The following is a 25879-nucleotide window of genomic DNA, read 5'->3' on the forward strand; positions in this document are numbered from 1 at the left end:
CTCGACTCGGTGTCGCCGACGTTTGACTTGACCCGTCAGGCCTGCAAGTCGGCTTCGTGATTCGAAACCATCCGGTAACCCAGAGTGAGCACCGGATTAAATGGATGCCCCCTGTAGATGACTGGCCGTCATAAGTGCTGCTGTCTGCTGTTGGCACCATGGCGGTTGTCCGCCCTGTATCGGACCAGAGCCGTGGTTCTGCGGGCTTTAACGGTTGCTTGGCCGCTACTTGGTCAACAGCCAATCCCGGCTATATCCCCATCTCCCGGTCGGCAAATCTCCCATCGCTGCCATATGGATAACCACATAATCACGGTAGGGCCAGGCTAACACTCATAGTTGGGATCTTGTATTTCAAATTTAGTCGGTTGAGCAGAATTGGCTGAGGAGTACATTGGTTAACACCAACGGCGTCATGACGCTTCGGTTTGGCAAATAGCAATTTAATAATTCCAAACAGATATTTGCCAAATCACATTCCCGTCGCCGCACCCTGATTCAAGCAGTATTTATCGGTCGCAATACTGCTGATTTATTCACCGAGATGGATGGTATTTTTTTATGAATGAAGCTGATATCAAGCAAGCGGGAGACGAGCTGTATAACGCGCTGGTTAACCGTACGACGCTGCGCCCACTGACGGAGCGCTATCCCGACATCACCATCAAGGATGCTTATCACGTTTCATTACGTATGAATGAGCGCCGTATCGAAGCCGGAGAACGCATTATCGGCAAAAAGATTGGTGTTACCTCCAAGGCCGTGCAGAACATGCTCAATGTGCATCAGCCGGATTTCGGTTTTCTGACCGACAAAATGGCCTACAGCCAGGGTCAGGAAATGCCCATCAGTGAGCTGATGATTCAACCGAAAGCCGAAGGCGAAATCGCCTTTGTGCTGAAAAATGACCTGCTAGGCCCCGGCATTACCAATGCCGACGTGCTGGCCGCGACCGACTTCGTGATTCCCTGCTTTGAAATCGTCGACTCCCGCATTGAAAACTGGCAAATCAAGATTGAAGACACCGTGGCTGACAACGCCTCCTGTGGCCTGTTTGTGCTTGGTGATACCGCGGTCAGCCCGCTGGATGTCGACCTGACCAGCTGCGGTATGGTGGTCGAAAAGAACGGGGCGATTATCAGCACCGGTGCCGGTGCCGCAGCTCTGGGTTCCCCGGTGAACTGCGTTACCTGGCTGGCCAATACACTGGGTGAATTTGGTATCCCACTGAAAGCCGGTGAAGTCATTCTGTCTGGCTCACTGGTACCACTGGAGCCAGTGAAAGCGGGTGATTTTATGTCGGTCAGTATTGGCGGTATCGGTTCTGCCTCTGTTCGTTTCGTATAAGCGCTAGATTCAGCGAGGAAATTTTTATGTCTAAAAAACTCAAAGCCGTCATTATCGGCCCAGGCAATATCGGCACCGATCTGCTGATGAAAATGCAACGTTCCGAGTGGATCGAACCGGTCTGGATGGTGGGTATTGACCCGGAATCCGAAGGCCTCAAGCGTGCCGCCGCGATGGGAATCAAAACCTGCGCCACGGGTGTTGATGGCATTCTCGAACAGGTGATCGCCGATGATATCCGCGTCGCCTTTGATGCCACCTCTGCCTATGTGCATGCGGAAAACTCGCGCAAGCTCAATGAACTGGGGGTGATCATGATCGACCTTACCCCCGCCGCGATTGGCCCTTTTTGCGTGCCGCCGGTGAATCTGGCCGAACACGCCAAAAACCTCGAGATGAACGTTAATATGGTGACGTGTGGTGGTCAGGCCACCATTCCCATGGTGGCCGCCGTCTCTCAGGTACAAGCCGTCGATTATGGTGAAATCATCGCCACTGTGTCGTCCAAATCCGTTGGCCCCGGCACCCGTCAGAACATCGACGAATTCACCCGCACCACTGCTGGCGCTGTCGCCAGGGTCGGGGGCGCCAAACAAGGCAAGGCCATCATCATTATCAACCCGGCTGAACCGCCACTGATGATGCGTGACACCGTCCACTGCCTGACAGCCAGTGAGCCGGATCGTGATGCCATTACCGCATCTGTCCACGCCATGGTCGCCGAAGTACAACAATACGTACCGGGTTACCGCCTGGTGAACGGCCCGGTGTTCGATGGCAACCGGGTGTCCATGTTTATGGAAGTTGAAGGCCTCGGGGATTTCTTGCCCAAATACGCCGGCAACCTCGACATCATGACCGCCGCCGGTTTGCGTACCGCCGAAATGTTTGCCGAAGAAGCCGCCAGCGGCACCATCACACTGCCAGCCCGTGGCGAATAAGAGACGGAGGAAGAAGCAATGAACCTGAACGGCAAAAATGTGAAATTGCACGACATGTCCCTGCGTGACGGCATGCACGCCAAACGTCATCAGATCAGTGTGGACGACATGGTCTCTATCGCCTGTGCGATGGACGACGCCGGTATGCCACTGATCGAAGTCACCCACGGCGATGGCCTTGGTGGCTCATCGGTGAACTACGGTTTTCCGGCTCACAGCGACGAGGAATACCTGGGTGCTGTGATTCCAAAAATGAAACAGGCAAAAATCTCCGCGCTGCTGCTGCCCGGTATCGGCACCGTAGATCACCTCAAAATGGCCAAAGAGCTGGGTGTCTCCACCATTCGGGTCGCCACCCACTGCACCGAAGCCGACGTTTCCCAGCAACACATCAGCATTGCCCGCGAAATGGATATGGACACCGTCGGCTTCCTGATGATGGCGCATATGGCCTCGCCGGAAAAACTGATCGAACAGGCCAAACTGATGGTCAGCTACGGCGCTAACTGCATTTACTGCACCGACTCTGCCGGTTACATGCTGCCAGACGACGTTACCGAAAAACTGGGTGCCTTGCGTAACGAACTGGACAGCGCCATCGAGCTGGGTTTCCACGGCCATCACAACATGGCCATGGGTGTCGCCAACTCCATTGCGGCCATTGAAGCCGGCGCGGCGCGGATCGATGGATCGGTCGCCGGGCTGGGTGCCGGAGCGGGTAACACGCCGCTGGAAGTACTGTGCGCGGTACTCGACCGGATGGGCTGCCACACCGGCATCGACCTGTTCAAGATCATGGACGTCGCCGAAGACCTGATTACCCCCTTGATGGACCAGATCATCCGTATCGACCGGGATTCCCTGACGCTGGGTTACGCCGGTGTTTACAGCTCCTTCCTGCTGTTTGCCCAACGTGCCGAAAAGAAATACGGCGTCAGCGCCCGCGACATCCTGGTGGAACTGGGTAAGCGTGGCACCGTCGGTGGCCAGGAAGACATGATCGAAGATCTGGCACTGACCATGGCCAAAGCCAAAGGCTAGGCCTTCGTTCTACCGTAGCGGGTGCCGCTTCCCATGCCGGATGTGTGGGAAGCCGCAGGCACCGAGTACCCCAATTCTCCGAGTGACCCATTGATGAGGTTACTGCTACATCGGCTATGGGATAGCCGATGTGACACAGACAGAGGCACCGAATATGAGTGACAACAACCTGAATCAGGAACAGATTGCTGCGGCAGCAGCCCATCTGGAACAGGCCGAACTGGAAGCTTACGAAGTCACCAAGCTGACAGACGACTACCCGGAAATGACTTACAAGGATGCGTTTGATATCCAGTGGGAAATTCGCCGTCGTAAAGAAGCGCGTGGCAACAAGATCGTTGGCCTGAAAATGGGCCTGACCAGCTGGGCAAAAATGGCCCAGATGGGCGTTGAGCATCCGTGTTACGGCTTCCTGGCGGATTATTTTGCCGTGTCCGACGGTGGCGAAATCAAAACCGATGAACTGATTCACCCCAAAATTGAAGCCGAAATCGCCTTTGTCACCAAAAAAGCGCTGAAAGGCCCTGGTGTGACCATTGCCGATGCGCTGGCCGCGACCGACTTTGTTTTGCCTGCCGTGGAAGTGATTGACTCCCGCTACAAGGATTTCAAATTTGACCTGAAGAGCGTGATTGCCGATAACTCCTCATCGACCCGGTTTATTACCGGTGGCCAGATGCAACGGGTTGAAAATGTCGACCTGAAAAACTTTGGCGTGGTGATGGAAATCAATGGCGAAGTGATCGCCACCGGTGCAGGTGCCGCGGTACTGGGCCACCCGGCGGCATCGGTTGCCATGCTGGCGAATATGTTTGGCGAGCGTGGTGAAGAAATTCCTGCCGGTACGTTTATTATGACTGGGGGAATCACGGCAGCGGTACAGTGCCAAAAAGGGGATAATTTCAGTGTCCGTTACCAGGGGCTGGGTACCGTTACCGGTCGTTTTGTCTGATCGGGATAAGGGTTCTGGTATGACAACGGCCGCTATGATGCGGCCGTTTTTGTTTTGTGTTTTGGATCGCGACAGACTGCGTACGGCCAGCCAGGCAGCGTCCGTGGCGTGACACTATCAGGAGAAGTCAACAATGAAACTGTTAATGCTGGGAGCCGGTGGCATCGGTTGTTATTACGCCGCCCGGTTAGTGGATGCCGGTCACGATGTGGTATTGGTCGCCCGTGGTGCCCATTTGCAGGCGCTGCAACAGCAAGGGCTGGCCGTCACGCACCCGGACTTTGAACTGACCGCCCCGGTAGCTGCCTGCGATATGGCAGCACTGCAGGCTGATTATCGCTGTGCTGAATTTGATCTGATCATGTTGGCCACCAAGGCCACCGCTACCGCCAGCCTGATGGCAGAATTGGCCGACTGGCTGGGGGTGGCCGATACCCCGGTGTTGTCGTTGCAGAACGGCGTGGGGAATGAGCCGCTGATTGCCGAAGTGATCGGTATGAACAGAACCCTGGGCGGGCTGGCAGTACGGATTGGCGGACATATCATTGCCCCGGGTCAGGTGGCTGCCACCGGTGTGGCGCAAATAGAAATGGGCGCCTGGCCCGATGCGGTGCGCAATCCCGGTTGGCAGCCGACGTTATTGCAATGGCAGGCGGCGCTGGTGACAGCAGGTATTCCTTGCACCCTGAGTGACGATATCCAGCAGGCGTTGTGGCGCAAGCTGGTGATCAACAATGGTGTAAATCCACTGTCGGCACTGACCTGGCTGACCACCCGTTCGATGACTTCCGATCCGGTGTTAGGGCGCATTATCCAGGACATGATGGATGAAACAGTGCGGGCGGCGCAGCATCTGGGTGTGGGCCTGACAGCCCAGGATGCCGCCGATATGTTCCAGTTGATTTCAGACTTTGACGACATCAAAACCTCCATGCTGGTTGACCGGGAAAAAGGCCATCCGCTGGAAGTGGACGAGATCTGTTTACCCGTGATCGAACCTTGCCGCCAGGCAGGACAACCGGCACAGACGACCGAACGTATTCACCGTTTGCTGATGGCTAGCCTGGCGCGAGAGGGCTGAGACCTGATGCTTTGCTGATGCTGTTTTTTTTCGATTTTTCAAACGCTTGCCTGGTAGCAAGCAAGAAGCCGATGGCTGTCTGGCACAGCGGTCTGATATGACGTTTTGACCCTTCATCTGCCTGTTTATCCTCTCTGTGCAAGGAGGGGATAGAGGGCTGCACAAATTGGCTATTTGCCTGAAGAGTGGCGGCTTTAAATGGTCGTACAACTCAATAATAAGAATCCGGGCAAAACTATGAATCATTATAAACCTCTCGTTACCGCTGCTGCGGTGTTGCTTGCTTCCGTGTTGTCCAGCGCTGCCGCTGTCGCCAAGGAAGACCCGATTCGGGTCGGTATCATGTTGCCGTTCAGTGGTGTGTACGCTGCGCTGGGAGATGCCGGTCGCAACGGTTTGAAACTGGCGCTGGAACAAAACGCCGACAAACTGCATGGCCGTACCATTGAATATATTGAAATGGATACCGAAGCCCGCCCGGATCGGGCACCTGAAATTGCGACCGCGTTGATGAGTCAGAAAGACGCAGACTTTATTGTTGGGCCGGTGCATTCCGGGGTCGCCATGGGCATGTTGAAAGTGCTGCGTAACAAAAAGCCGATCATGATCATTCCCAATGCCGGTGCCAACGTGGCAACCGGCCCCTGGTGCGCACCCAATGTATTCCGCACGTCTTTTTCTGCCTGGCAGCCGTCGTACCCGATGGGTCAGGTTGCTCTCGATAAAGGCTACAAAAAAGTGGTGACCATGAGCTGGAACTACAGCTTTGGCAAAGAGAGCCTGGACGCCTTTGAAGAGTCGTTCAGCAAGGGTGGCGGCAAGGTACTGAAGAAGATTCTGGTGCCGTTCCCCAAAACCGAATTCCAGTCCTACATCACAGAAATTGCCGCACTGAAACCGGATGCCGTGTTTGTGTTCTTTGCCGGTGGTGGCGCGGTGAAATTTGTGAAGGATTACAACGCCATGGGCTTGAGCGGCAAGATTCCGCTGCTGGGTTCCGGCTTCCTCACCGAAGGGACTCTGGCAGCACAGGGTAACGCGGCCGAAGGCATTGTTACCGGTCTGCACTATGCGGATGAACTGGATATTCCAGCTAACCATCGCTTCCGTGCTGCCTACGCCGCCGAGTTTGGCAAAGACGCCGATCTGTACGGTGTACAGGGGTTTGATACCGGTTTGTTGATCGCCCAGGCGGTGGACAAGTTAAACGGCAATATCAGTGACCGCGACGCCCTGATCCAGGTGATGGAAGACGCCGTTATCCCTAGTCCACGGGGTGAGTTCCACTTCTCCAAAGCCCACAACCCGATCCAGACCATTTACCTCCGCACCGTCGAGAATGGCGTCAACAAGGTGACCGGCATTGCCGCAGAAGCCCTGGAAGACCCGGCTCGCGGCTGTCGAAGTAACTGATCATGCCTTGCCTGCTGCCCGGGCCGGTGATGCCGGGCAGCAGACAAGGGTTTCCGGATGATTCTTCAAGGGGATCGTATTGATGGACTTCGCAATATTTCTGGTCCAGCTGCTGAACGGTTTGCAGTATGGCTTGCTGCTGTTTCTGATTGCATCGGGGCTGACGCTGGTGTTTGGGGTCATGGGGATTCTCAACCTTGCCCACGGCTCCATGTATATGGTCGGGGCTTACCTGGCCTGGTATTTCACCCTGCACACCGACAGTTTTCTGTTGGGAGCGCTGTTGTCGGCAGTGATTGCGTTGGCACTGGGGATAGTGATTGAAAAAACGCTGATCTGCCGCCTGTACAAACGTAATCATCTCGATCAGGTGCTGCTGACCATCGGCATGATCTTTGTGTTTAACGCCCTGCAAAGTCTGCTGTGGGGGAACGACTCCCTCGGGGTCGATGTGCCGGAGCTGCTGAGCGGCTCGATCCAGCTGACCGAACTGGTGGCTTACCCCGTCTATCGACTGTTTGTGGCGGTGCTGTGTCTGGTATTGGCCGCTGGTTTGTACTTGCTGATCAACCGTACCCGGCTGGGTATGTTGATCCGGGCCGGAGAGTCCAACCGCGAGATGGTTGAGTGTCTGGGGATCGATATTAACCGTCTGTACACCATTGTATTTGGTGCCGGGGTAATGCTGGCAGCGTTGGCGGGAGTGATTTCGGCACCGATCGCATCGATTGTGCCCGGTATGGGTGAGCATGTGCTGATCACCTGTTTTGTGGTGGTGGTGATTGGTGGCATGGGCTCGATCAAGGGCGCTTTTGTGGCGGCCTTGATGGTCGGCATTGTCGATACCTTTGCCTCTGTGCTGTTTCCTGCGGTGTCGTCGATGGTGGTGTATATCCTGATGGCAGTGATTTTACTGATCAAGCCACAGGGCCTGTTTTCCAACTAAGGGCGGTATGTCGCGATGATATTTACCAATAAGACCGAACAATTGTTCGTCTGGATATTTTTTCCGCTGGCGTTGCTGTTGCCGTTATTTCTGGAGCAGAACGTTTTTTATATCAACAAGCTGACCACGGTACTGATTTTCGCCATCTTTGTGATGTCGCTGGATTATCTGGTGGGGCGTTGTGGCTTGATCACCCTGGGACACTCGATGTTCTACGGCTTGGGAGGCTATCTGTTTTTTATGATCGCACCGGAGTACGAGGCAGTGAATTTCTGGGTATATACTTTTTATATCTGTGTGATTGCTGCGGTGATTGCCTTGCTGGTGGGCGTGATCGTGCTGCGTACCAGTGGCATCTATATGATTATGATTACGCTGGCGATTGCCCAGATGTGTTTCTATTTTTTCTCCGATTCGATTCATTTTGGCGGCAACGATGGTCTGTTTATTCTGATGAAACCGGATACCAGTCTGTTTGGACTGGCGTTTTTTGACCTCGATAATCCGATTCACTTTTATTACTTCTGCCTGCTGTCGTTATTCAACTGTCTGGCATTCTGGAAACTGGTGCTGGCATCGCGGTTCGGTCGCATTATGGATGCCGTCAAAAACAATCCGGACCGTACCACGGCGCTGGGCTACAACGTCTTTCTGTTTCGACTGATCAGCTATGTGATGGCGTCGGCGCTGGCATCCTATGCCGGTTATCTGTTTGCCCTGCAATACGGCTACGTCAATCCGTCGATGATGTCCTGGCAGACTTCCGGGTCGGCGTTAGTGATGTCGATTCTGGGGGGTATGGGCAGCATTTATGGGGCGATTCTGGGCACCGCAGTGTACTCCGGTCTGCACTATATCTTTGAATATATGACCGAACACTGGCTGTTGCCGATGGGGCTGATGATTATCGCCATGGTGATGGTGTTCAAATCCGGCATTGCCGGTTTTATCGAGAACTGGGTGGAGCGTCGCAAATGAGCCAGGATATCGTTCTGCAAACCGAAGGGTTGTGCAAATACTGGGGTGGCCTGAAAGCCCTCGACAATATGAATCTGGCTTTCCACGACAAGTCACTGCACGGCATCGTCGGCCCGAACGGGGCTGGCAAAAGCACCTTGCTGAATATGCTCTGCGGGACGTACAAACCCACCCGTGGCCGGATTCTGCATCATGGCGATGCCATTGAGGATATCCGGGCCTACGAATTTGTCCGTCGGGGCATTGGTCGTGGTTTCCAGAAAACCAATATCTATCCACAGACCACCTGCCTGGAAAACTGCTGTGTGGCGGCACAACGCCGAACCGGGGGCAGCTTCAATATTTTTGCCCGCCGTAATCGCGACAAGCTGTTGATCGAAATGGCCGAAGCTGCTCTGGAGAAAGTCGGCCTGCAGCATCGACGGGATGCCATTGCGGCACAAATCAGTTATGGCGAACAGCGCCAGCTGGAAATCGCCATGGTACTGGCAACGGCACCGTCGGTGTTGCTGCTGGATGAACCCATGGCCGGAATGGGCCATGAAGAATCCCGGCTGATTATCGATCTGTTACAAACCCTGAAAACAGACTACTGCATTGTACTGGTAGAACACGACATGGAAGCCGTTTTCGAGCTGTCGGACCAGCTGACCGTGATGGTGAACGGCCAGCATCTGGTAACAGGCACAGTGGATGATGTACGGAACGATCGACGGGTAAAAGAAGCGTATCTGGGCCAGGGCGACGAGGTAATCTGATGACACCACTATTGACTGTTCGTGGCTTGCACACCTATTACGGTGAAAGCCATATTTTGCACGGCGTGGATTTTACCCTGGAGGCGGGTCAGGCGATGAGCCTGATGGGCCGTAATGGCATGGGGAAAACCACCACTCTGAAATCGGTACTTGGGCTGGTAGCCCCGCGCGGTGGCGATGTGCGTTTTAATGGCACTGACCTGAGCGGATTACCGACCTGGAAACGCATGCGCCAGGGTATCGCCTATGTGCCGGAAGGGCGTGGCATGTTCCACAACCTGAGCGTGAAAGAGCATCTGCAGCTGGCGGCTCGTGAAGGCGTGAATGGCCAGCAATCATGGCATTACGATCGTGTGCTGGAAACCTTTCCCCGGCTAGCCGAACGACTGACCAATCTGGGCACCCAGTTATCGGGCGGTGAGCAACAAATGCTGGCGATCGGGCGGGCGTTACTGACCAACCCGGAACTACTGATTCTGGATGAGGCGACAGAAGGGCTGGCACCCTTGATCCGCAAGGAAATCTGGGATGTGATTGCCCACATCAAGGATAGCGGTATGTCGACCCTGATTGTCGACAAGAACATTCAGGTACTGAAAAACCTGTGTGACCGACACGTGGTGCTGGTGAAGGGAGAGGTGGTGTTCGATGGTAATACCACCGACTTGCTGGACAATATCGACACCGTTGAGACGCACCTCAGTGTGTAGGAGGCACCTGTTTAATCCTGTACGGCGGCAAGCCGCGCCCCATGGGTGATACCGGCCTCACTGTTTATAACGGTGGGCCATTGTTGGCTCGCCGAGGCGGGTATCACGATCGTATAACCATCGGTATGGACTGTATGGGGCTTATTATTGTATTGATAAGCACCATTAACCATTACAGGTTGCGGGCTTTCAAGGTGGCTGACGGCAACTCACCAAAAGTTTCCCTGTACTCGGAGGAGAAACGACCCAGGTGCGTTACGGCATAATCCATTGCCGCTTCCGTGACATTACGAATCGCCGGATTCTTTTGTAACTCCCGATGTATCGCTAACAGTTTGGCCTGCTTGATATAACGCTTTGGCGTTGTCGACAGGCTATTGGCAAACAGCGAATACAGCTTGCGGACACTGATACCCGCAATGGCCGATAATTCCTCGACCGTCAGGTTCTCTTTGATATTGGCATCAATATAAACTAACACCCGTTGTATTTTTTTGTCTTCTGGCGTTGTTGGAGGCATAACATCCATCAAATTGCTGTTGAAGGTACTCATCAGCTTTTGCACCAGCAAATCCCGATAGCTGGCAGAAATGCCATTCAGACTGAGTTCGGATTCTTCGCTGGCTTCATAAAAAACCGCCTCAATACAGGACAAAAAAGACTGCGACTGACGAATATCCCGTACCTTGCGTTCAAATAAAATCCCATTGTTGGGTACTCGGCCTGCCAGCTCGATACAGGTATTGTTCATGACCTCCCGAGGGATCTTAACAATCAGCTTTTCACAATCGTCGCTGTAAACAAGATCAATTTTTTCTCCTGGATTCATCATCAGTGCCTGACCGCTGGTCAGCAGCATATCGGTGTCTGAAAAGCGCCACTGGCATTCACCACGCATAACAATCTGAAAATGATAAATATCTTCCAGGTCGGGGCAGGCCACGCGTACCCTGTTGCCATAACAAATCCGGGACAGGGAGAGATCGGAAAACTGACACAATGACAACTGGGCGCGGGAGGTTTCGGTTTCCATCAGTTCCAGACGATGGCGGCCAATATGACGGTTGACATGATTGGATACCTCATCCGGGGTGGTATTGGTACATACGGCTGAGTTATTGAGCACGCTGACTAACATACGATGTCTCTTTTATTGTTATTTTGGATCACCTTACCCTCATTTATAAAGGTAGTCGAACCAGTAGTACAAAAAACAGCCTGTATATTAATCGGTAAAGTGGGATTTGATTGACCCATAAATGGAATTATAAAATAAGACCTGTCCAGAACCGGTTTTTAGCAAAAAACACTTCATACAATGGACGTGATAGCCATAAAGTTGGCGATAAAAAATCGAAGCTTGGCCTGTATTTACACAAGTATGAATCAAAACTAACAACCGATAGATTTATTGGCTATTGCTGTTTTGTATTGATTGTTGATGTTCTTGTATTGGATATTGATATAGCTGGATTTGTTCTCAACTGTCAGGCAAGGCTGGTATTTGACCACAGATTTTTTGTGGATTAGATACATATGACACATCCTCAACCCCTCACAATCATCCATGGCTGACCGTCGTCTTGTCAGGGGTTTATTATAAATACGGCTCTGTATTCACATAACAAGCGTGATAATAACTGGCTCCTCTGCCGCCTCTTCAGGCGTGATCCTGATGTTCTGGGAGGTGGCAAAGGCCAAAATCACCTTCAGAAATCCAGCAATATCCTGAAAACAGGATTACAAAATACCGATTGTATGGGCCGGAACAGTCCCTCTTGTGGGATGGGATAGGTATTATTCACACATATCTGAACAGGCGATAGCCGCGATCACACCTGGTCTTTATCGACACACAAAAACAGGTACAAACGCCAGCATGAGCATGACCACAGCGGATAATGATCCGCAGGTCTCTTCTGATCGGCCCTTTAACCAAGGAGCCTCTGGCATATCCCGGCATCCGCATACTACGTTTACACAGGATCTTGAATGAATATCAAACTCTCGGTGGTCGACCAGTCGCCGGTTCATGGCTCCCATTCCCTCAGAGCCGCGCCCGGCCTGACTCTGGAACTGGCCCGTCTGTGTGATGAACTGGGCTACCACCGCTATTGGGTAGCCGAACATCACGACAGCATGCACTTTGCCAATCCCTGCCCGGAGATACTGGTAGCCACCATCGCCGCCCAGACCCAGCGTATCCGGGTGGGCAGCGGCGGGGTCATGCTAAGTCATTACAGCCCACTAAAAGTGGCCGAGTGTTTTCGGATGCTCGCCACACTGCACCCCGACCGCATTGACCTCGGGATCGGGCGAGCACCGGGAGGCTCCAGTCTGAGCTCAGCAGCGTTGGCTTTCCCACACCGGCCACTGCAGGGCGACATTTATGAACAGCAAGCACAACTGCTGGGGCAGTTACTGGAAGGTAGCGTACCCGCCAACAGCCCGTTTAAACACCTCAGTGTCATGCCTGATAATACACCGACTCCGGAACGTTGGATGCTGGGCTCCAGTGGTGGCAGCGCCGGCCTGGCAGGCAAACTGGGTTACGACCTTGCACTGGCACGCTTTATCGCACCAGACCAGTGTCAGCCATCGATATTCGACCACTGGCAGCAGGCATGGCAACAAGCCGGGCACCAGCGCCAGCCCAACAAATTACTTGGCATCGCCTGTATCTGCGCCGCCACCGAAGACGAAGCAAAACTGCGCGCAGGCACCGCGGTATATCGCAAACTGACAGCCCAGCAAGGCATGCCGGAAGACTTCCTGACCCCCGAACAGGTACAAGACCGCTACCGGCAGATGTCGCCATCGGCACAAGCCGGTTACGACCATATTCTCAGTGGGTACACCGTTGGCACCGCTGACCAGTGCCTGACGGATATCGAACAACTCAGCCGCCGGTTCAACTGCCAGGAATTTGCCCTCGTCACCGTCACCCACAGTCATTACGACCGTATGGAAAGCTATCGGTTACTGGCGCAGCAGCAGTAGCCAGCGCTGAGTGCGTACCCCAAACGACGAGAAATACACCCGTCCGGCCCGGCACTATCCGTGGCCGCATAACGCCATAAAAACGTAAATTTAACCAGACAAGCAGGTAGCAGTAGAGCATTGTCAAAAAAGCAGATACAATACGCGGCCTTGATTCAGGTAATCATCACCTGAACTCATCGACCGCCCGTAGCTCAGCTGGATAGAGCGTTGCCCTCCGGAGGCGAAGGTCAGAGGTTCGAATCCTCTCGGGCGGACCATTTTCCAAGCCGTTCTAGCGATAGTAACTACTGACTCCCAAAATTCAGATCAAGCAGCACACCATAAACAAACGCGTTTGAATATGCTGTTTGCGGACGGGCCGTCCGCGCTCCCATGATTTTATGTAACTCTGGAGCGCGGGCGGCCCGCCCGCATTAGCGCTGCTCAAGCAACGTCGGAAGATAAAAAGCACTGGTTATTGCTCAACACTGTTATTATTGAATATAGCTTGATAAATACGAGCGATTGCTACTGCATTTTCAAATGCCAGCTCGATTCTACCATTGGTTATGTCTTCAGCTGTTATTGATTGTTGAAGATAACTGCTGATGTTGAATGGGCCATCCTCAGGATCATTAATATACCCGTAGATATTGGCGTACAATGTTCCGGCTGAATTAACAGGTAAAGAAAACTCTACTTCGCCATTTATCATTGTGGCAGTGCCATATGAGTAATGGCCGGTATTTGTTCTATAAGTGTAGTAGAAGGTTTCTCCATCCAGCACATACTGGGTTTTTAGAATCTGTTGGATTGTTGCAATTTCAGTACGATCAAACAGATCTTCATCTAAAAACTTCTGATACGTTGTACTCAATACCAAAGGCTGTGAACGAGCATTGTAAACTTGATAACTTCCGCCCCAGGTACTGGAGTTTTCAGGGTTTGAATTTGGGTGGGTAATATTTAATATTTGAATCCGTTTTTCTGCTTGGGCTTCATTGAGTGCAGAGGCTCTGGGTTTGTCGTAGGCTTTTAATATAAGTTCATTGACGTCCCAATAGGTCAGGTCTGTCGGAGCAGTAATATAAGCACTCGCCTTGATTGACACAGGCTCTGGAATTGCCAGCACATCTATGGCAACCAGCATTGGCTCTTTACATTGAGTATAATAACCTACGAGTTCAGTCTCTTGAGAACCGGATACAATGACGGTATCACCGTCGATCTCACCATACGAAGGAGTAATCGAAAAGCTGAATCCTTCTGCATTGGGCGTGTTATTAATCAGATTTTCTGGGTCCAGTAATGTACCGGTGCTAGTCCTCTGTCTGGCACCGTTTTTCTCGATTTCTGTTTTAATTATGATGCCGGAAGCAGGGATCTGATCGGCAGTAAGTAAATTACCACTCAAGTCTGTAAAATTAACCTGGCGCATGCATTTGGCGCTGTAGTGCCAATCCAGATTCCAATAGGATAAATGATCAGTCTGAACACTTAAGTACAGGCCCTGGTCATCTTCTGTAACGATGCCCTCCTGGTCGTGCAGACCCCATTGGCCAGTCGTTTCATTGTGACTCCATACTGGAATAACATCACCAATTTTAACGGGTTCACCTGTTTCAGGGTTGATAATATCGTCAGGGATGCGAAAAACCAAATCTGCCGTGGTGCCGAGCTGATGGGCTTTTTGGTTGTTTTCATCAATGATATCCACGGCAAGAAAACCGGCGGTCATAAAGAAACCTTCACCGTCGGAGCTATCTGTCATATCCGTATCGCTACCAACGGAAAAACCACCAGGGAAACTATCAAGTGCGCTGTCTTCGGTAGGGTCAAAGTACGCAATTTCAACGTGTAAATTACCAGACAGAAGATTGCCATCGATATCTGTCAGTGTGGTATTGGCAGGCAAGCTAATGCCAATACCACTTTCGGTTTCAACCACCAGTTCTGAATCCAATACACCGTCTGTGGCTACGTGGCTGGTATTACTTACCACCGTAACTCCCGTCGGTGAAATGATTTTACTGACCAACTTGAGAGTGACAATTTGTTGGCCATCTTCCAAGGCAGGTTCTACCACCACACTGCTTCCTCCAGCAAAATAGTTGCTGGCCGATGCCTGTATGCGGAAACTGATTGGTGAAAGCTGATCAGCAAAACCGCTATCGATCAGAACATTGGTAGTGCCATTATCGGTGATAATTAATTGACCATTCGTGAAAGCGTCTCCCTCATTATTGGTCAAATAGGCAAGTTCAGCCGCATCAGGAGCATAAAAAGACAATGACACCGATTCTTCAATCGGTTCCAGGGACGCCGCGTCCAGTATCTGGATTGACAGGGTTCGGCTCTTGACCGAGGTCATTAGCGCTTGATCCGAGCCTGAGGTACCGCGTACAACCACGGAAGGTTCTGAAGGCACCTGGTTTTCCAAACCAACTTCATCATCCGAACTACTTAGGCAAGATGATAATAATACAGCGAGAGGTAAGGTTAATAATGCCTTTGGCAGGTGTGACGTTATATAAAAAACAGAATTTCTCATGTTGTCTGATTCCTTGTTTTATAGATGCCCATCGGGATTAAATCTGATAACTCAATGAAAAATTTATAACAGGTATAAATAAATCAGAATTATCTATGTCGCGCTGCAACTTGGCTTCTTCAATATCCACATCTGATTGCACGCTGTGACAACTCAAGGAGTTTTCTGGACAGGTAGCATATAAGTCGGCATCGACTGAGTGAAGAAATACAGCACCCAGATCCAGCATGAATCCAAAGCCTTTGCCAGCACTTACCGGGTTGCCCCAACCAAAACCGATATAAGGAGATCCCGTTGCTGATGAAATATCCCCACTCAGGCTTTCCAATTCTGTTGTTGTATCGTAGACCTCACCATTGACTTCGAGTGTGCCATTGCGAGGGGTGGCGGTTATATTCATGGATAAATCATAGTTCACATACGCAGCAGATAAACGAAAGCTCCCATTAAATGGATATATATCGGCTCCAATGCGTATATTTTTAAATGCCAAATTGCCATCGTAATCTAGATCATCGTTTTGAAATTCATGATTCAAATCCAACGTATTGAAGCCACCACGCAGAACCAGCCAATCCAGCACCTTATAATGCGCACCCAATCCCAATCCCAGCGTGCCAATCTCACCACCAAGAGCAAAACCAGACTTCTCTGCCTGCAAGGGGGCAGAGAGGCATAATATTGAAATCGCTCCGAGGTATTTAAATAGAGACATGTTTTTAGTCATTGTCTATTCCATTTCGTTATAAAAATACTTTTATTTTGGTATTAATAGTACAGCGGCACATCCAAAAATATTTTAATCTTCTCCCTGTCTTTATAATTTTTCTTGTTGCTTTTGGTTCTTTTCCTATCCTGCTTTAGGACTGGTCAATTTTTTTTGATAATAATTATCACTGCTTGTAAAGTATTTTTATTCTCAGAGAGCGAGGCTCGAATTTTTATACTTGACTTTAGTGGGGCGCCTTTTTCGATGAATAAAAACCGGCCTGGCCAGTTATTAAACAGGCTGTTATTTGCTCTGGGTTTTGCTGCCTGTGCTTTCCATATACCGCACTTCTACTAGCTGCTGGAGCCATTTGGGTCCCTCCCGCTCTGCTTCAACGGGCTCGGGCCGAATAATCAGCTGGAAAGCAAGAGCAATAACTGATGTAAACGCTTATGGATATTCTTCTAACAGCGTTTCCTGATCGTGATTGGCATCTCTGTTAGCGACGTGAGGCGGCCGGAATATTCAAGGAAAACAGCCTGAGTGCAACGATTAACCTAACTGTCAATTTTTGTAAAATTTATCCGCTCTGGCGCCCGGGGTCAATAGCTGATGGGTGAAAATTGAACAATTTCAACTTTGGCGCTGATAGCCCTTTTTCTGTTCAGCTTGGGTTTGCATGAGTTACCAACTCATATTCGCTGTTTTTGCGGACGGGCCGTCCGCGCTCCTATGTGAGCCGAGGTGTGAAATTGTCCGGGAGTGCGGGCGGCTCGCCCGCATCAATACTGTTGATGTATCAGACGGCTGGAGGTTCGAATTTCAGAGTCAGACGGTCCTCGTCATCCTGACGCTGTACAAATTCTTCCAGGCGGTCGCGTGCAGGATCACCGAGGGTACGTGCTGTTTCCGAGATAAGAAGCTCGGTGACAGCAAAAGCCGCAGTCATTGAATCGAATGGTTCTAACGCCTTGTTGCCTGCGGTAAGCAAAGCGGTAGCCTTGGAGGCCAAGGGAGAAAGATACTGGTCTGTTACCAGAATGACCTTGGCGCCTTTATTGATTGCTTCTAACCCCCAGTTAATGGTCGTTTGCTGGTAGCGTCGAAAGTCAAAGACCACAGCAACGGTCGACGGTTGTATGTCGACAAGGCTGTGAATATCAGGGACAGATAGCTGGACGTTCGGGCGCAGAATTGAAAGGTAACGATAAAGTTGCTGGGCCAATACCTGGCTGAAGCGTCCACCTATTGTCACGATGTTATTCTCAGATGCGCACAGCAGTTGAACGGCCTTTGTGATTTCTGCATCGCTGAGTGATGTAAATGTATTACGGATACTCTCCAGGTACAGGAACTGTGCCTGCCCGGAGGGGGACGTTTCGTCAGAACTTGATCGATTGTCCGGGTAGCTGCCAACGGGTGAGAATAGCCGGTTCTGGGCCTCATTCCGTAATGCGTCCTGAAATTCTGAATAGCCGTCAAAACCCAGTTTCTTTACAAAACGCACAACGGTTGGCGGACTTGCCCCTGAGCTAGCGGCAAGTTGTACCACAGGCACAAGGCCTCCCATCGGATAGTTTTCGGAAATCGAGTTAGCTACAGCAAGCTCGGCCGGTGGTAACCGATCCCGCAGAGCCCTGATTCGCTGGGAAACAGTTCCATTCACTCCAGGTTGTGCTGTCATTCGACTATGTCTCGCTCTTATGTCTCATTCGCTGTGTTGCGGTTGATACACCCGGGTAAATATCTGCGCAACGTAAATCCGGGTGGCCATAGTATAGTGGCCGACCCAATCCCGAAGCCACACGATTATCCCCGACTTCAATTGATACCAATCCGTTAGAACAACGGACTGATTGTATTTTTACATGGTGAGATTTTGATCCTCAGCAGTTTCAACTACGGCATTTGAATATCCAGGACACGATTTGATTGGCGGCATTGTTCACTCTTATCGGTGGCTCAGAGGTTCAGGTCAGGACTGTTTTCAGTGGCTCTTATACACCGTTTTTCCAATCCGTTGCGGGCGTGGTGAAGATCGGCGTCAGCGTCATGCGCCAAGGTGGCGCATGACGCTGCTTTATCGGCTGGGGCCGAAGCAGCATTGATTCCACGGCCCTTCGGGGCGGATTTTTTCATCAACCCAGCGCGCTCAATCGTTACCTTCCAACGCTCTTTGCGCTTCTTTAAAGCACCAATCCGCGATCAGCTTCCAGTGCTGTGGATCACTCTGCACAACCCAAATCAAGAAATATGCAAACGCATATGTTTATAAATTTTCATGTTGACATGAATCATGGAAATTAATGAACATTGCCGGACAGCGTACACAGCAGCGAGGAAACAAAAATGAGTGATTCTCCGGAAATTTCCGGTTTCATTGATGAGTTTGGTCTTTGGACTGATGAGCAGAAAGCGGCCGCAACAAAAATCAATGCGATGGTGGAAAAAGGCGATCTGAAAACGTTTCGGGTATCCGTTCCAGATGCTCAGTCCAAACTTCGTTCCAAGACGCTTCTTCCGGGGGCCTTCAAGTCCGCTCTTCGGGAAGGTGTTGAATTCACCAGTGCCTATTTCAGCTTTGACTCTGCTGAAGGTGTCGCATTCAACCCGTTCGGCAAGGACGGTGGTCTTGGCCTCGACGACATGCACGGCTTTTCCAACGCTATCCTTGTGCCGGACCCACTCACGTTTCGTGTTTTGCCCTGGGCGCCGACCGTCGGTTGGGTGTTGTGTGATATCTATCTTCGCAATGGCAAGCCTGTGCCTTTCGATGCCCGTCACCAGCTGAAATCGGCCATTAAGCGATTGAAGAAGCAGGGCTTTGATCTGGTTACAGGGCTCGAAGTTGAGTTCTATGTAACACGGGTGACGGATCATAATCTCGGTGAAGAACATATGGGAACACTGGGGGTTCCGCCTACACCGCCATCTGTTGAAGCCCTGTGGCGCGGCTTTGCCTATATGTCTGAGGACCAGCAGGACAAGATCAGTGAAATCACAGACACACTGGCAGAAAACTGCCTGGCTCTCGGCTTGCCGCTTCGCACTATGGAAGATGAAATGGGGCCGGGGCAGCTTGAATTCACTTTTGATGTCCAGGACGCCTTGCAGGCGGCTGACTCTATGGTGCTGTTCCGCTCTATGGTGAAACAGACAATGGCACGCATGGGATTGCATGCCACCTTTATGGCCAAACCGATTTTCTCGAGTTTTGTGGCTTCTGGCTGGCATTTACATCAGAGCCTTGCTGCGCCAGGAGTACCGAACGCTTTTGTGGCATCGCCGGATAGTGGTGAGATTCTTTCTCCTACAGGGCTTTCTTACGTTGCAGGCCTGCTGGAGCATGCTGTCGATGCTTCAGTATTTACCAACCCGACGATTAATGGTTATCGCCGCCTTAAACCCAATTCGCTGGCCCCAGACCGTTCAACCTGGGGCTACGACAACCGGGCAGCGATGGTACGAGTACAAGGTCGTCCCTGCCATATCTCCGGGCACATTGAAAACCGTATCGGTGAGCCGACAGCGAATCCTTATCTCTACATAGCGTCGCAAATACTCAGTGGCTGCGATGGCCTTGAGCGTAAGCTCAGCCCCTGTCCGATCGAAGACAGCCCCTACGAAGCCGAGCACCGGCCAAAGCTTCCAACCAATCTGATGGAAGCTACGGAAGCCCTTGATAAGAGCAAGTTCTTCCGTGAGGCGATGGGAGACCAGTTCATCAACTGGATGGTTGCTATGAAGAAAAGTGAAATTAACCGCTTCCTCGCTGCCGAGCCTGACTGGGAGCAGTCCCCTGATACGGTGACCCAATGGGAACACCACGAATACTTTACGCGCTACTGATGGCATCGGTATTAGGAGACATTTCGTGAATATTATTACCACATCGGAATTCAGCTTCGGACACCTGATTGAAGAAGGGCGTGTACACCGTACTCTTTATACGGATACCGATATTTTCCGCCTTGAAATGAGCCGGGTTTTTGGTGGTACCTGGACCTATCTGGCTCACGCCAGTGAGCTGCCCAAGCCAAATGATTTCGTGCGCAAGAAGCTTGGTTTACGCCCGGTTATTATCACCCGTGACCGTGAAGGAAAATTTCACGGCCTGCTGAATCGTTGCACACACCGCGGTGCGACCATTTGCCGTCAGGATGAGGGAAATGCTCGTCGCTTCACCTGTCCGTACCATAACTGGTCGTTCACCAATACCGGGGAGCTGGCTGCTGTTCCTCTCGAAGAGGGTTATGGCCCCTCTTTCAAAAAGGAAGAACTCGGCCTGGGTAAACTGCGTGTCGAAAGCTATCGTGGCTTTATTTTCGGTACTCTAAACAAGGAGTTGCCTGACCTCAAAACCCATCTTGGTCCGTCAGCAGAGCTGCTGGATGAATGGCTTGACCGTTGGCCGGGCGCAGAGCTGCAGCTGCGCCGCGGACAAACCAGATTTACCTGCGCCGGTAACTGGAAGCTGATTTATGACAATGCTGCTGATGGTTATCACCCGGGCTATTCCCATGCGTCACTGCTGCGTATGAGAAAAGACCGTTACGGTGGTGGCGTCGATATGCAATGGGCGCTTGGCAATGTTGATGAGGGCCTGCAAACCGTATCTGACTGCGGTAATGGTGGTACTTTCATCGATCAGCGGGCAGAAATAATCCGTTATTGGGATCAATCTGCTCCTATGCCAGGTGAAGGTCCGTATGCGCGGATTATCAGCGAGAAAATGGGGGACAAAGCCGATGCCGCCCTCGACGTCGTGATGGGGTCTGGCATGAATATTAATATTTTCCCCAACCTTCTGATTATCGGCAACCAGATTCAGGTTATCGAGCCTCAGAGTGTCAATAAAACCAATATTAATTGGTATGCAACCGCCCTCGTTGCAGACGATCTTCCAGACGAAGTCAATTCACTGCGTATGCGTTTGCAAGAGGATTTTCCGTCCTTCGGTGAGCCTGATGATCTGGCGAATTTTGAAGAATGCCAGGCTGGTCTTGAAATTGAGGAAGTCGAGTGGATACAGACCGGGCGCCATATGGATACCGGCAAAGAGTACATCGGCGCCAAGGGAATGTTGAGTGGCCCTGTATCGGATGAACTTCCATTACGTGTTTTCTGGAAAGAGTGGCAGAAGCGTATAGAACAAGGTAATACCGGGGGGACGAAATGAGCATCAACACCAATCTTATAAAGGATGGCTTCACCCTTGAGGACATTCTGCGCGATACACTCGAGTCTAATTATATTGACGATTCTTATTACGCGAAACTGCGTAATGATATGGATGAATGGGAAGGTAAAGGTACGGTTCTTAATGAGGAAGAGCGCCAGGCCTATGAGTCCCTGATCATTCACGAAAACTGGCTACTGGATCGTCGTGCATTTGAACAATGGTATCAGCTCTATAGTCGTGAATGTGTTTATTGGGTGCCTGCTGTTGGTGAGTTGCCGGATGCTGAGCGGGCAGACCCCCAGCGCCAGGTCACGATTGCTTTCGATGATCGTCGTCGCATGGGTGACCGTATCGTATGGCTAAGAACCGGCGTTGCTTATTCGCAGCTGCCCCCGTCTTATACCTCTCATGTGAGCGCTTCTTTCGTCAGACTGCCGACGGAAAAGGAAGGAGAAATCAAGATTCGTTCGCAGTTTATCGTTCAGGAAATGCGGGGAGGCCATGCAATCCAGACGTTCAGTGGTTGGATGGGACACGTTTTCGTCGCAGAAGGCGGCGTGATCAAAATCGATCGAAAAGTCGTTTGTCTGCTTGATGCACCCCGTAATCATCACAACCTGACGTTCCTGTTGTGAGGTGAGATGATGACTATCACTGTTACAGGAAACGAGACGCTTGCCCCTGGGTTCTGCTTACACCTGACAGTAAACAGCAAGGCAGTTATAGCAGACGGCATCATTAAATTATTACTGGCTGGCGAAGAGCTTCCGGACTGGGAGCCTGGTGCGCATATCGAACTGGCATTTCCCGGAGGGCTGGTACGCGCTTATTCGATTGTTTCAGGAGAGCCAGGGCGAAGTTACGAGCTGGCTATTCTGCTTGAACCGGAAAGTCGTGGCGGTTCGCGCTACGTCCACGAACAGGTGCAAGAAGGAGACGTCATTGCGGCTACCGAACCCAAAAACTCTTTTGCCCTGGAAGCGGCGGAAAATTACGCATTCATTGCGGGTGGCATTGGTATTACGCCTGTTTTACCAATGATCAGAAGTATGAAACGTGCAGGCAAGCCCTGGAAGCTGTATTACCTCGGTCGGTCACGTACACGAATGGCGTACATGGCTGAAGTCGAGGCGCTGGAGCGTGAGCAGCCTGGCAGTGTGTTCGTCCATATTGATGACGAAGTTGGCGGTGTTGATCTTGGTGTTCTGGTTAATGGACTTGCGGAGAATACAGCGGTCTATACCTGTGGTCCTAACGGATTGATGGATGCGCTTTCTGTACAAATTGAACAGCGGCCCTCGATCAGTCTCCATATGGAGCGCTTCGGACGGATCGAGCTGGTGCCATTAGTTGATGCTGCAGCAATCAGTGATGATGCTACTGACGCAGCGTGCGATGCTGATGGGGCGTTCGAACTTGAGCTGCATAAAACCGGAGAGACGATCAACGTGGGTAAGGATGAAACCATTCTTGATTGTGTCCGTAAGGTTCGGCAAGGCTTGTCCTTCTCATGCTCCGACGGATACTGCGGAACCTGCGAGACCGCTGTGCTTGGCGGTATTCCCGATCATCGTGACACCGTACTTTCCGAGCAGGAACGTGAAGAAAACCGAACGATGATGATCTGCGTCAGTCGCTCCAAAACCCGCAAGCTGATTTTGGATCTTTGACGAACCGCACCTCGTAAAACGCTGTCTTGCGGACGAGCCGTCCGCGCTCCCATAGGAGCACCGCGGCGGTGTGTTCATAACATACCCGGGAGCGCGGCGATTGGTTCATAACATACCCGGGAGCGCGGCTATTGGTTCACAACATATCCGGGAGCGCGGCGATTGGCTCATAACATACCCGGGAGCGCGGCTATTGGCTCATAACATACCCGGGAGCGCGGCGATTGGTTCACAACATACCCCGGAGCGCGGCGATTGGTTCATAACATACCCGGGAGCGCGGGCGGCCCGCCCGCATTAGCACTGGCATAAGCACTGCTCCAGCGCCAATCCTCCGCGTTTTTCACCAACCCCGCTTTCACCGGATTCTGATGGATATACTCAATTGCCCGCTGAAAATGCGCTTCGTTGCGTATATATCGATCCCAATAATCCGGTTGCCATATCGATGGCGGCGAACCCGCCAGCAACGCCGAGATCTTTTTGCCAGTATAAGACTTCCAGCTATGCACGATGCGAGATAGCGACTCACCGTTCAATACCCGTATCAGCAGATGCACATGATTGGGCATTACCACCCAGGCAATCAGCTGATAGCGCGTCCCATGAAAGTAGAACCAATTCTCCACCACCAATGCAGCAACCTCGGGGATAGCCAGCCAGCAATGACCGTAACCGGCATCCATGGCATGCTCGGTGTGTTGCCGTCGTTGAGTGTCCGGCAAATCCCTGAGCCGGTCGATGACAGCCTTCGGTAAGGCATCGTTAAGACGGTAGGTAATGACCTGAAACTCAGCGCCGTCGATATGAGGCAAATAGCCTCGGCTGTGAATTCCTTTCTGCGTGTGATTGCTCATGGCTTCCTGCCTTGAAGATGCTGCGAACCAAGTGCCAACAGCCAGATAGTTGTGATGCGGACGAGCCGTCCGCGCTCCCGGACAAGGGGCGCTGCATTTTTAGCCGCGTCCATTTACTCCGTCCTCGAACGGCTTTTTACCATAGTCCGCGTGTGCCATTCCATTCTGCCCGGGACGTTCCATAGGATAAAGCGGACGGGCCGTCCGCGCTCCCATGATTTGATGAGCGGCATAGTGTTAACACCTGGGAGCGCGGCGGTTTATTCATAACATACCGAGAGCGCGGCGGTTGTTCCTTGTACATCTGGGAGCGCGGGCGGCCCGCCCGCCATTCAGCCTTGCCATTGCCAGGGTTCTTCTCCTCGCTGGTAGATCGCTTGGGCGGCTCGTTCAGACAAGTGTTGGAACAAATCGAGTTCCCAGCGGGATACGTGGAACTCACCTAACGTGCGTTGGACTTCATATTGAAAGACTTTGGGTTCGATTTGATTGGCAAAGCGCCAGGTGTCGATAATGATCTCGTGACGGCGGCGTAAAAATTCCGGCGCAGGAATCTTGTCTCTCTTGGCATTGTTGACCTTTTCGTCAGACGGCAGCAGGTTCCATAAATCGTTGTTGTGCCAGAGTGAGAAGGGCAGCACATGGTCCACATCCATACGACTCATATTGAGAGGGGTATCGCTCCAGACACAGGTCAGGTCTGTTGCTTCTGCATACAGACGACGAGCCAGGCCTTGTTCTCTCTTGGGATCTTCATCTTGTACCAGCAGAGGCAGTACCACGCCGCGATGGATAGTTGGATCACTGCGTTTTGCAAAGTTTTCACACAGTTCCGACCAGCGTAGCAGGAGGGAGTCTCGTATCCAGTAGCCCGACAGGCAGAATTCTCGCCATAGATCGACTTCCAGCAATACCAGCTTGCGGGTTTTGTCGTAGCAGAACATATCCCCTTGGGCGGCATGGCGGACTGGCCCGTCGATCAGGGTGCGAGCCATGATCGCGAGTGTTTTATCCAGCTGTTTCACGATGGGGACTGGCAGGTTGTCTTTTTTCCAACCCAGGATAAACAGGCTGTAGGTGACGGTCGGATCTGTGCCGTAATTGGTTTGGCAAAGTTGGATCAGATGGCCCAGAGCAGTGCGGAAAGCCGGTGGTCGAGTACTGCCGGGGTGATCATTATTGCTTTGGGGGATATGCACTGGCGAGGCGATCAGAGGCCAGTAATAACGTAGCCAGCACTCTGCCAAGGCCCGCACCGGCATGCCGATAAAACCACTCGACAGCCAGGAGACGGCACTGGCATCACGATCAGACATATCACAGAAGGCGCGTAACAAGGCTAATTTATAACTGGCGACTTTCTTGTCGTGTTTGAGTACTGCTTCTATACGATCCAGAGGCCGGTTACGTTCGGATGATTTTTCAAACAGCATGACATGCCACTGCATATCACTGCGGCCCAGGGCATCGTCATTGGTAAACTGGCCCAGGAAAACCAGCCCTAACTGCTCTGCAATCAGACGGACACGATCGGCTTCCAATGGCAGGAACAGACGTCCGCCCGGATCTCGGTGTTGTGGATCAAGATCTGCTCTGGGAGAGGGGAGCGCCAGTAGTAAGCGGCCGCCGACTTTCAGTAAGGTGCGCAGGTTGACGAAAGCTTCAAGCTGTTCGCCGACGGGGACTGTTCTGGTCAACAAAACCGGACACATTAATTGGCTAATTTCTCATGCTCCGCCGGTGACAAGTCACCGTTCGAGG

At 51.8% G+C, this 25879-nt stretch carries 21 protein-coding genes and 1 tRNA gene; 16 read left to right on the forward strand and 6 right to left on the reverse strand.

The features are described 5' to 3' along the window. The first annotated feature begins 561 nt into the window (after nt 1-561). From dmpE to Q8W24_RS15950, 10 genes are all read left to right on the forward strand, one after another. On the forward strand, nt 562-1347 hold the full coding sequence (dmpE, locus tag Q8W24_RS15905) for a 2-oxopent-4-enoate hydratase (RefSeq protein ID WP_303434461.1): 786 nt from the start codon (nt 562-564) through the stop codon (nt 1345-1347). Nucleotides 1348-1373: 26 nt separating this feature from the next. Next, nucleotides 1374-2288, forward strand: coding sequence for an acetaldehyde dehydrogenase (acetylating) (locus Q8W24_RS15910; RefSeq protein ID WP_303434462.1), 915 nt, complete (start codon nt 1374-1376; stop codon nt 2286-2288). Nucleotides 2289-2306: 18 nt separating this feature from the next. Then, nucleotides 2307-3329, forward strand: coding sequence for a 4-hydroxy-2-oxovalerate aldolase (gene dmpG / locus Q8W24_RS15915; RefSeq protein ID WP_303434463.1), 1023 nt, complete (start codon nt 2307-2309; stop codon nt 3327-3329). Nucleotides 3330-3483: 154 nt separating this feature from the next. Further along, nucleotides 3484-4281 carry a 2-oxo-3-hexenedioate decarboxylase gene (gene dmpH / locus Q8W24_RS15920; RefSeq protein WP_303434464.1) on the forward strand — a complete coding sequence of 266 codons (798 nt, stop codon included), beginning with the start codon at nt 3484-3486 and terminating at the stop codon, nt 4279-4281. A 133-nt stretch (nt 4282-4414) separates the two neighbouring features. Next, entirely contained in the window at nt 4415-5362 is a 948-nt protein-coding gene (locus Q8W24_RS15925) for a ketopantoate reductase family protein (protein ID WP_303434465.1), read from the forward strand. 237 nt (nt 5363-5599) lie between these two features. Further along, nucleotides 5600-6775: an ABC transporter substrate-binding protein gene (locus Q8W24_RS15930; protein ID WP_303434466.1), complete on the forward strand. Its 1176-nt coding sequence runs from the start codon at nt 5600-5602 to the stop codon at nt 6773-6775. Nucleotides 6776-6857: 82 nt separating this feature from the next. Beyond that, on the forward strand, nt 6858-7721 hold the full coding sequence (locus Q8W24_RS15935; RefSeq protein WP_303434467.1) for a branched-chain amino acid ABC transporter permease: 864 nt from the start codon (nt 6858-6860) through the stop codon (nt 7719-7721). A 15-nt stretch (nt 7722-7736) separates the two neighbouring features. Beyond that, entirely contained in the window at nt 7737-8699 is a 963-nt protein-coding gene (locus Q8W24_RS15940; protein ID WP_305475929.1) for a branched-chain amino acid ABC transporter permease, read from the forward strand. Next, nucleotides 8696-9457 carry an ABC transporter ATP-binding protein gene (locus Q8W24_RS15945; RefSeq protein ID WP_305415027.1) on the forward strand — a complete coding sequence of 254 codons (762 nt, stop codon included), beginning with the start codon at nt 8696-8698 and terminating at the stop codon, nt 9455-9457. The genes Q8W24_RS15940 and Q8W24_RS15945 overlap by 4 nt, the downstream gene beginning before the upstream one ends. Beyond that, nucleotides 9457-10167: an ABC transporter ATP-binding protein gene (locus tag Q8W24_RS15950; protein WP_303434809.1), complete on the forward strand. Its 711-nt coding sequence runs from the start codon at nt 9457-9459 to the stop codon at nt 10165-10167. The genes Q8W24_RS15945 and Q8W24_RS15950 overlap by 1 nt, the downstream gene beginning before the upstream one ends. A gap of 172 nt (nt 10168-10339) precedes the next feature. Here Q8W24_RS15950 and Q8W24_RS15955 read toward each other — a convergent pair whose 3' ends face one another. Next, a complete protein-coding gene (locus Q8W24_RS15955; protein WP_303434811.1) occupies nt 10340-11305 on the reverse strand; it encodes an AraC family transcriptional regulator in 966 nt (321 codons plus the stop codon). Between the two features lie 854 nt (nt 11306-12159). Here Q8W24_RS15955 and Q8W24_RS15960 point away from each other — a divergent pair. Next, nucleotides 12160-13167, forward strand: a complete 1008-nt coding sequence (locus Q8W24_RS15960; protein WP_303434813.1) for an MsnO8 family LLM class oxidoreductase — start codon at nt 12160-12162, stop codon at nt 13165-13167. Between the two features lie 183 nt (nt 13168-13350). Continuing rightward, nucleotides 13351-13427 (forward strand) — tRNA-Arg (locus Q8W24_RS15965). 197 nt (nt 13428-13624) lie between these two features. Here Q8W24_RS15965 and Q8W24_RS15970 read toward each other — a convergent pair. The 3 genes from Q8W24_RS15970 to Q8W24_RS15980 all read right to left on the reverse strand — a co-directional run bounded on the left by Q8W24_RS15970 (nt 13625) and on the right by Q8W24_RS15980 (nt 18093). Continuing rightward, on the reverse strand, nt 13625-15700 hold the full coding sequence (locus tag Q8W24_RS15970; protein ID WP_305475930.1) for a hypothetical protein: 2076 nt from the start codon (nt 15698-15700) through the stop codon (nt 13625-13627). Nucleotides 15701-15737: 37 nt separating this feature from the next. Further along, nucleotides 15738-16427, reverse strand: coding sequence for a hypothetical protein (locus tag Q8W24_RS15975; protein WP_303434816.1), 690 nt, complete (start codon nt 16425-16427; stop codon nt 15738-15740). Between the two features lie 781 nt (nt 16428-17208). Further along, a complete protein-coding gene (locus tag Q8W24_RS15980; RefSeq protein ID WP_305475931.1) occupies nt 17209-18093 on the reverse strand; it encodes a MurR/RpiR family transcriptional regulator in 885 nt (294 codons plus the stop codon). 665 nt (nt 18094-18758) lie between these two features. Here Q8W24_RS15980 and Q8W24_RS15985 point away from each other — a divergent pair. Genes Q8W24_RS15985 through Q8W24_RS16000 form a run of 4 tightly spaced genes read left to right on the forward strand, consistent with a single transcriptional unit; the run spans nt 18759 to nt 23261 of the window. After that, complete coding sequence (locus Q8W24_RS15985) at nt 18759-20258, forward strand: glutamine synthetase family protein (RefSeq protein WP_305475932.1); 1500 nt, start codon at nt 18759-18761, stop codon at nt 20256-20258. A 25-nt stretch (nt 20259-20283) separates the two neighbouring features. Continuing rightward, the gene (locus Q8W24_RS15990) at nt 20284-21588 is read left to right on the forward strand and encodes an aromatic ring-hydroxylating dioxygenase subunit alpha (protein WP_305475934.1); all 1305 of its coding nucleotides are present in this window, start codon (nt 20284-20286) and stop codon (nt 21586-21588) included. Further along, nucleotides 21585-22226 carry an aromatic-ring-hydroxylating dioxygenase subunit beta gene (locus Q8W24_RS15995; RefSeq protein WP_303434821.1) on the forward strand — a complete coding sequence of 214 codons (642 nt, stop codon included), beginning with the start codon at nt 21585-21587 and terminating at the stop codon, nt 22224-22226. The genes Q8W24_RS15990 and Q8W24_RS15995 overlap by 4 nt, the downstream gene beginning before the upstream one ends. 6 nt (nt 22227-22232) lie before the next feature. Then, nucleotides 22233-23261, forward strand: coding sequence for a PDR/VanB family oxidoreductase (locus tag Q8W24_RS16000; protein WP_305475935.1), 1029 nt, complete (start codon nt 22233-22235; stop codon nt 23259-23261). Between the two features lie 260 nt (nt 23262-23521). On the opposite strand, the gene Q8W24_RS16005 is transcribed toward Q8W24_RS16000, so the two are convergent. Together Q8W24_RS16005 and Q8W24_RS16010 are read right to left on the reverse strand one after the other, a co-directional pair. After that, a complete protein-coding gene (locus Q8W24_RS16005) occupies nt 23522-24118 on the reverse strand; it encodes a transposase (RefSeq protein ID WP_305475937.1) in 597 nt (198 codons plus the stop codon). 332 nt (nt 24119-24450) lie between these two features. Continuing rightward, nucleotides 24451-25818, reverse strand: a complete 1368-nt coding sequence (locus Q8W24_RS16010) for an HNH endonuclease signature motif containing protein (RefSeq protein WP_305475938.1) — start codon at nt 25816-25818, stop codon at nt 24451-24453. Nucleotides 25819-25879 lie beyond the last annotated feature (61 nt).

The organism is Oceanobacter sp. 4_MG-2023 (assembly GCF_030689165.1).
Lineage (GTDB): Bacteria > Pseudomonadota > Gammaproteobacteria > Pseudomonadales > Oceanobacteraceae > Oceanobacter.

What these genes read in the sequence shown, in the direction of transcription:
- Q8W24_RS15995 (WP_303434821.1), top strand. Translation starts at nt 21,585, where the DNA reads ATGAGCATCAACACCAATCTTATAAAGGATGGCTTCACCCTTGAGGAC.
- Q8W24_RS15940 (WP_305475929.1), top strand. Translation starts at nt 7,737, where the DNA reads ATGATATTTACCAATAAGACCGAACAATTGTTCGTCTGGATATTTTTT.
- Q8W24_RS16000 (WP_305475935.1), top strand. Translation starts at nt 22,233, where the DNA reads ATGATGACTATCACTGTTACAGGAAACGAGACGCTTGCCCCTGGGTTC.
- Q8W24_RS15960 (WP_303434813.1), top strand. Translation starts at nt 12,160, where the DNA reads ATGAATATCAAACTCTCGGTGGTCGACCAGTCGCCGGTTCATGGCTCC.
- Q8W24_RS15980 (WP_305475931.1), bottom strand. Translation starts at nt 18,093, where the DNA reads ATGACAGCACAACCTGGAGTGAATGGAACTGTTTCCCAGCGAATCAGG.
- Q8W24_RS15975 (WP_303434816.1), bottom strand. Translation starts at nt 16,427, where the DNA reads ATGACTAAAAACATGTCTCTATTTAAATACCTCGGAGCGATTTCAATA.
- Q8W24_RS15930 (WP_303434466.1), top strand. Translation starts at nt 5,600, where the DNA reads ATGAATCATTATAAACCTCTCGTTACCGCTGCTGCGGTGTTGCTTGCT.
- Q8W24_RS15955 (WP_303434811.1), bottom strand. Translation starts at nt 11,305, where the DNA reads ATGTTAGTCAGCGTGCTCAATAACTCAGCCGTATGTACCAATACCACC.
- Q8W24_RS15910 (WP_303434462.1), top strand. Translation starts at nt 1,374, where the DNA reads ATGTCTAAAAAACTCAAAGCCGTCATTATCGGCCCAGGCAATATCGGC.
- dmpH (WP_303434464.1), top strand. Translation starts at nt 3,484, where the DNA reads ATGAGTGACAACAACCTGAATCAGGAACAGATTGCTGCGGCAGCAGCC.
- Q8W24_RS15935 (WP_303434467.1), top strand. Translation starts at nt 6,858, where the DNA reads ATGGACTTCGCAATATTTCTGGTCCAGCTGCTGAACGGTTTGCAGTAT.
- Q8W24_RS15945 (WP_305415027.1), top strand. Translation starts at nt 8,696, where the DNA reads ATGAGCCAGGATATCGTTCTGCAAACCGAAGGGTTGTGCAAATACTGG.
- Q8W24_RS16005 (WP_305475937.1), bottom strand. Translation starts at nt 24,118, where the DNA reads ATGAGCAATCACACGCAGAAAGGAATTCACAGCCGAGGCTATTTGCCT.
- Q8W24_RS15950 (WP_303434809.1), top strand. Translation starts at nt 9,457, where the DNA reads ATGACACCACTATTGACTGTTCGTGGCTTGCACACCTATTACGGTGAA.
- Q8W24_RS15925 (WP_303434465.1), top strand. Translation starts at nt 4,415, where the DNA reads ATGAAACTGTTAATGCTGGGAGCCGGTGGCATCGGTTGTTATTACGCC.
- Q8W24_RS15970 (WP_305475930.1), bottom strand. Translation starts at nt 15,700, where the DNA reads ATGAGAAATTCTGTTTTTTATATAACGTCACACCTGCCAAAGGCATTA.
- Q8W24_RS15985 (WP_305475932.1), top strand. Translation starts at nt 18,759, where the DNA reads ATGAGTGATTCTCCGGAAATTTCCGGTTTCATTGATGAGTTTGGTCTT.
- dmpG (WP_303434463.1), top strand. Translation starts at nt 2,307, where the DNA reads ATGAACCTGAACGGCAAAAATGTGAAATTGCACGACATGTCCCTGCGT.
- dmpE (WP_303434461.1), top strand. Translation starts at nt 562, where the DNA reads ATGAATGAAGCTGATATCAAGCAAGCGGGAGACGAGCTGTATAACGCG.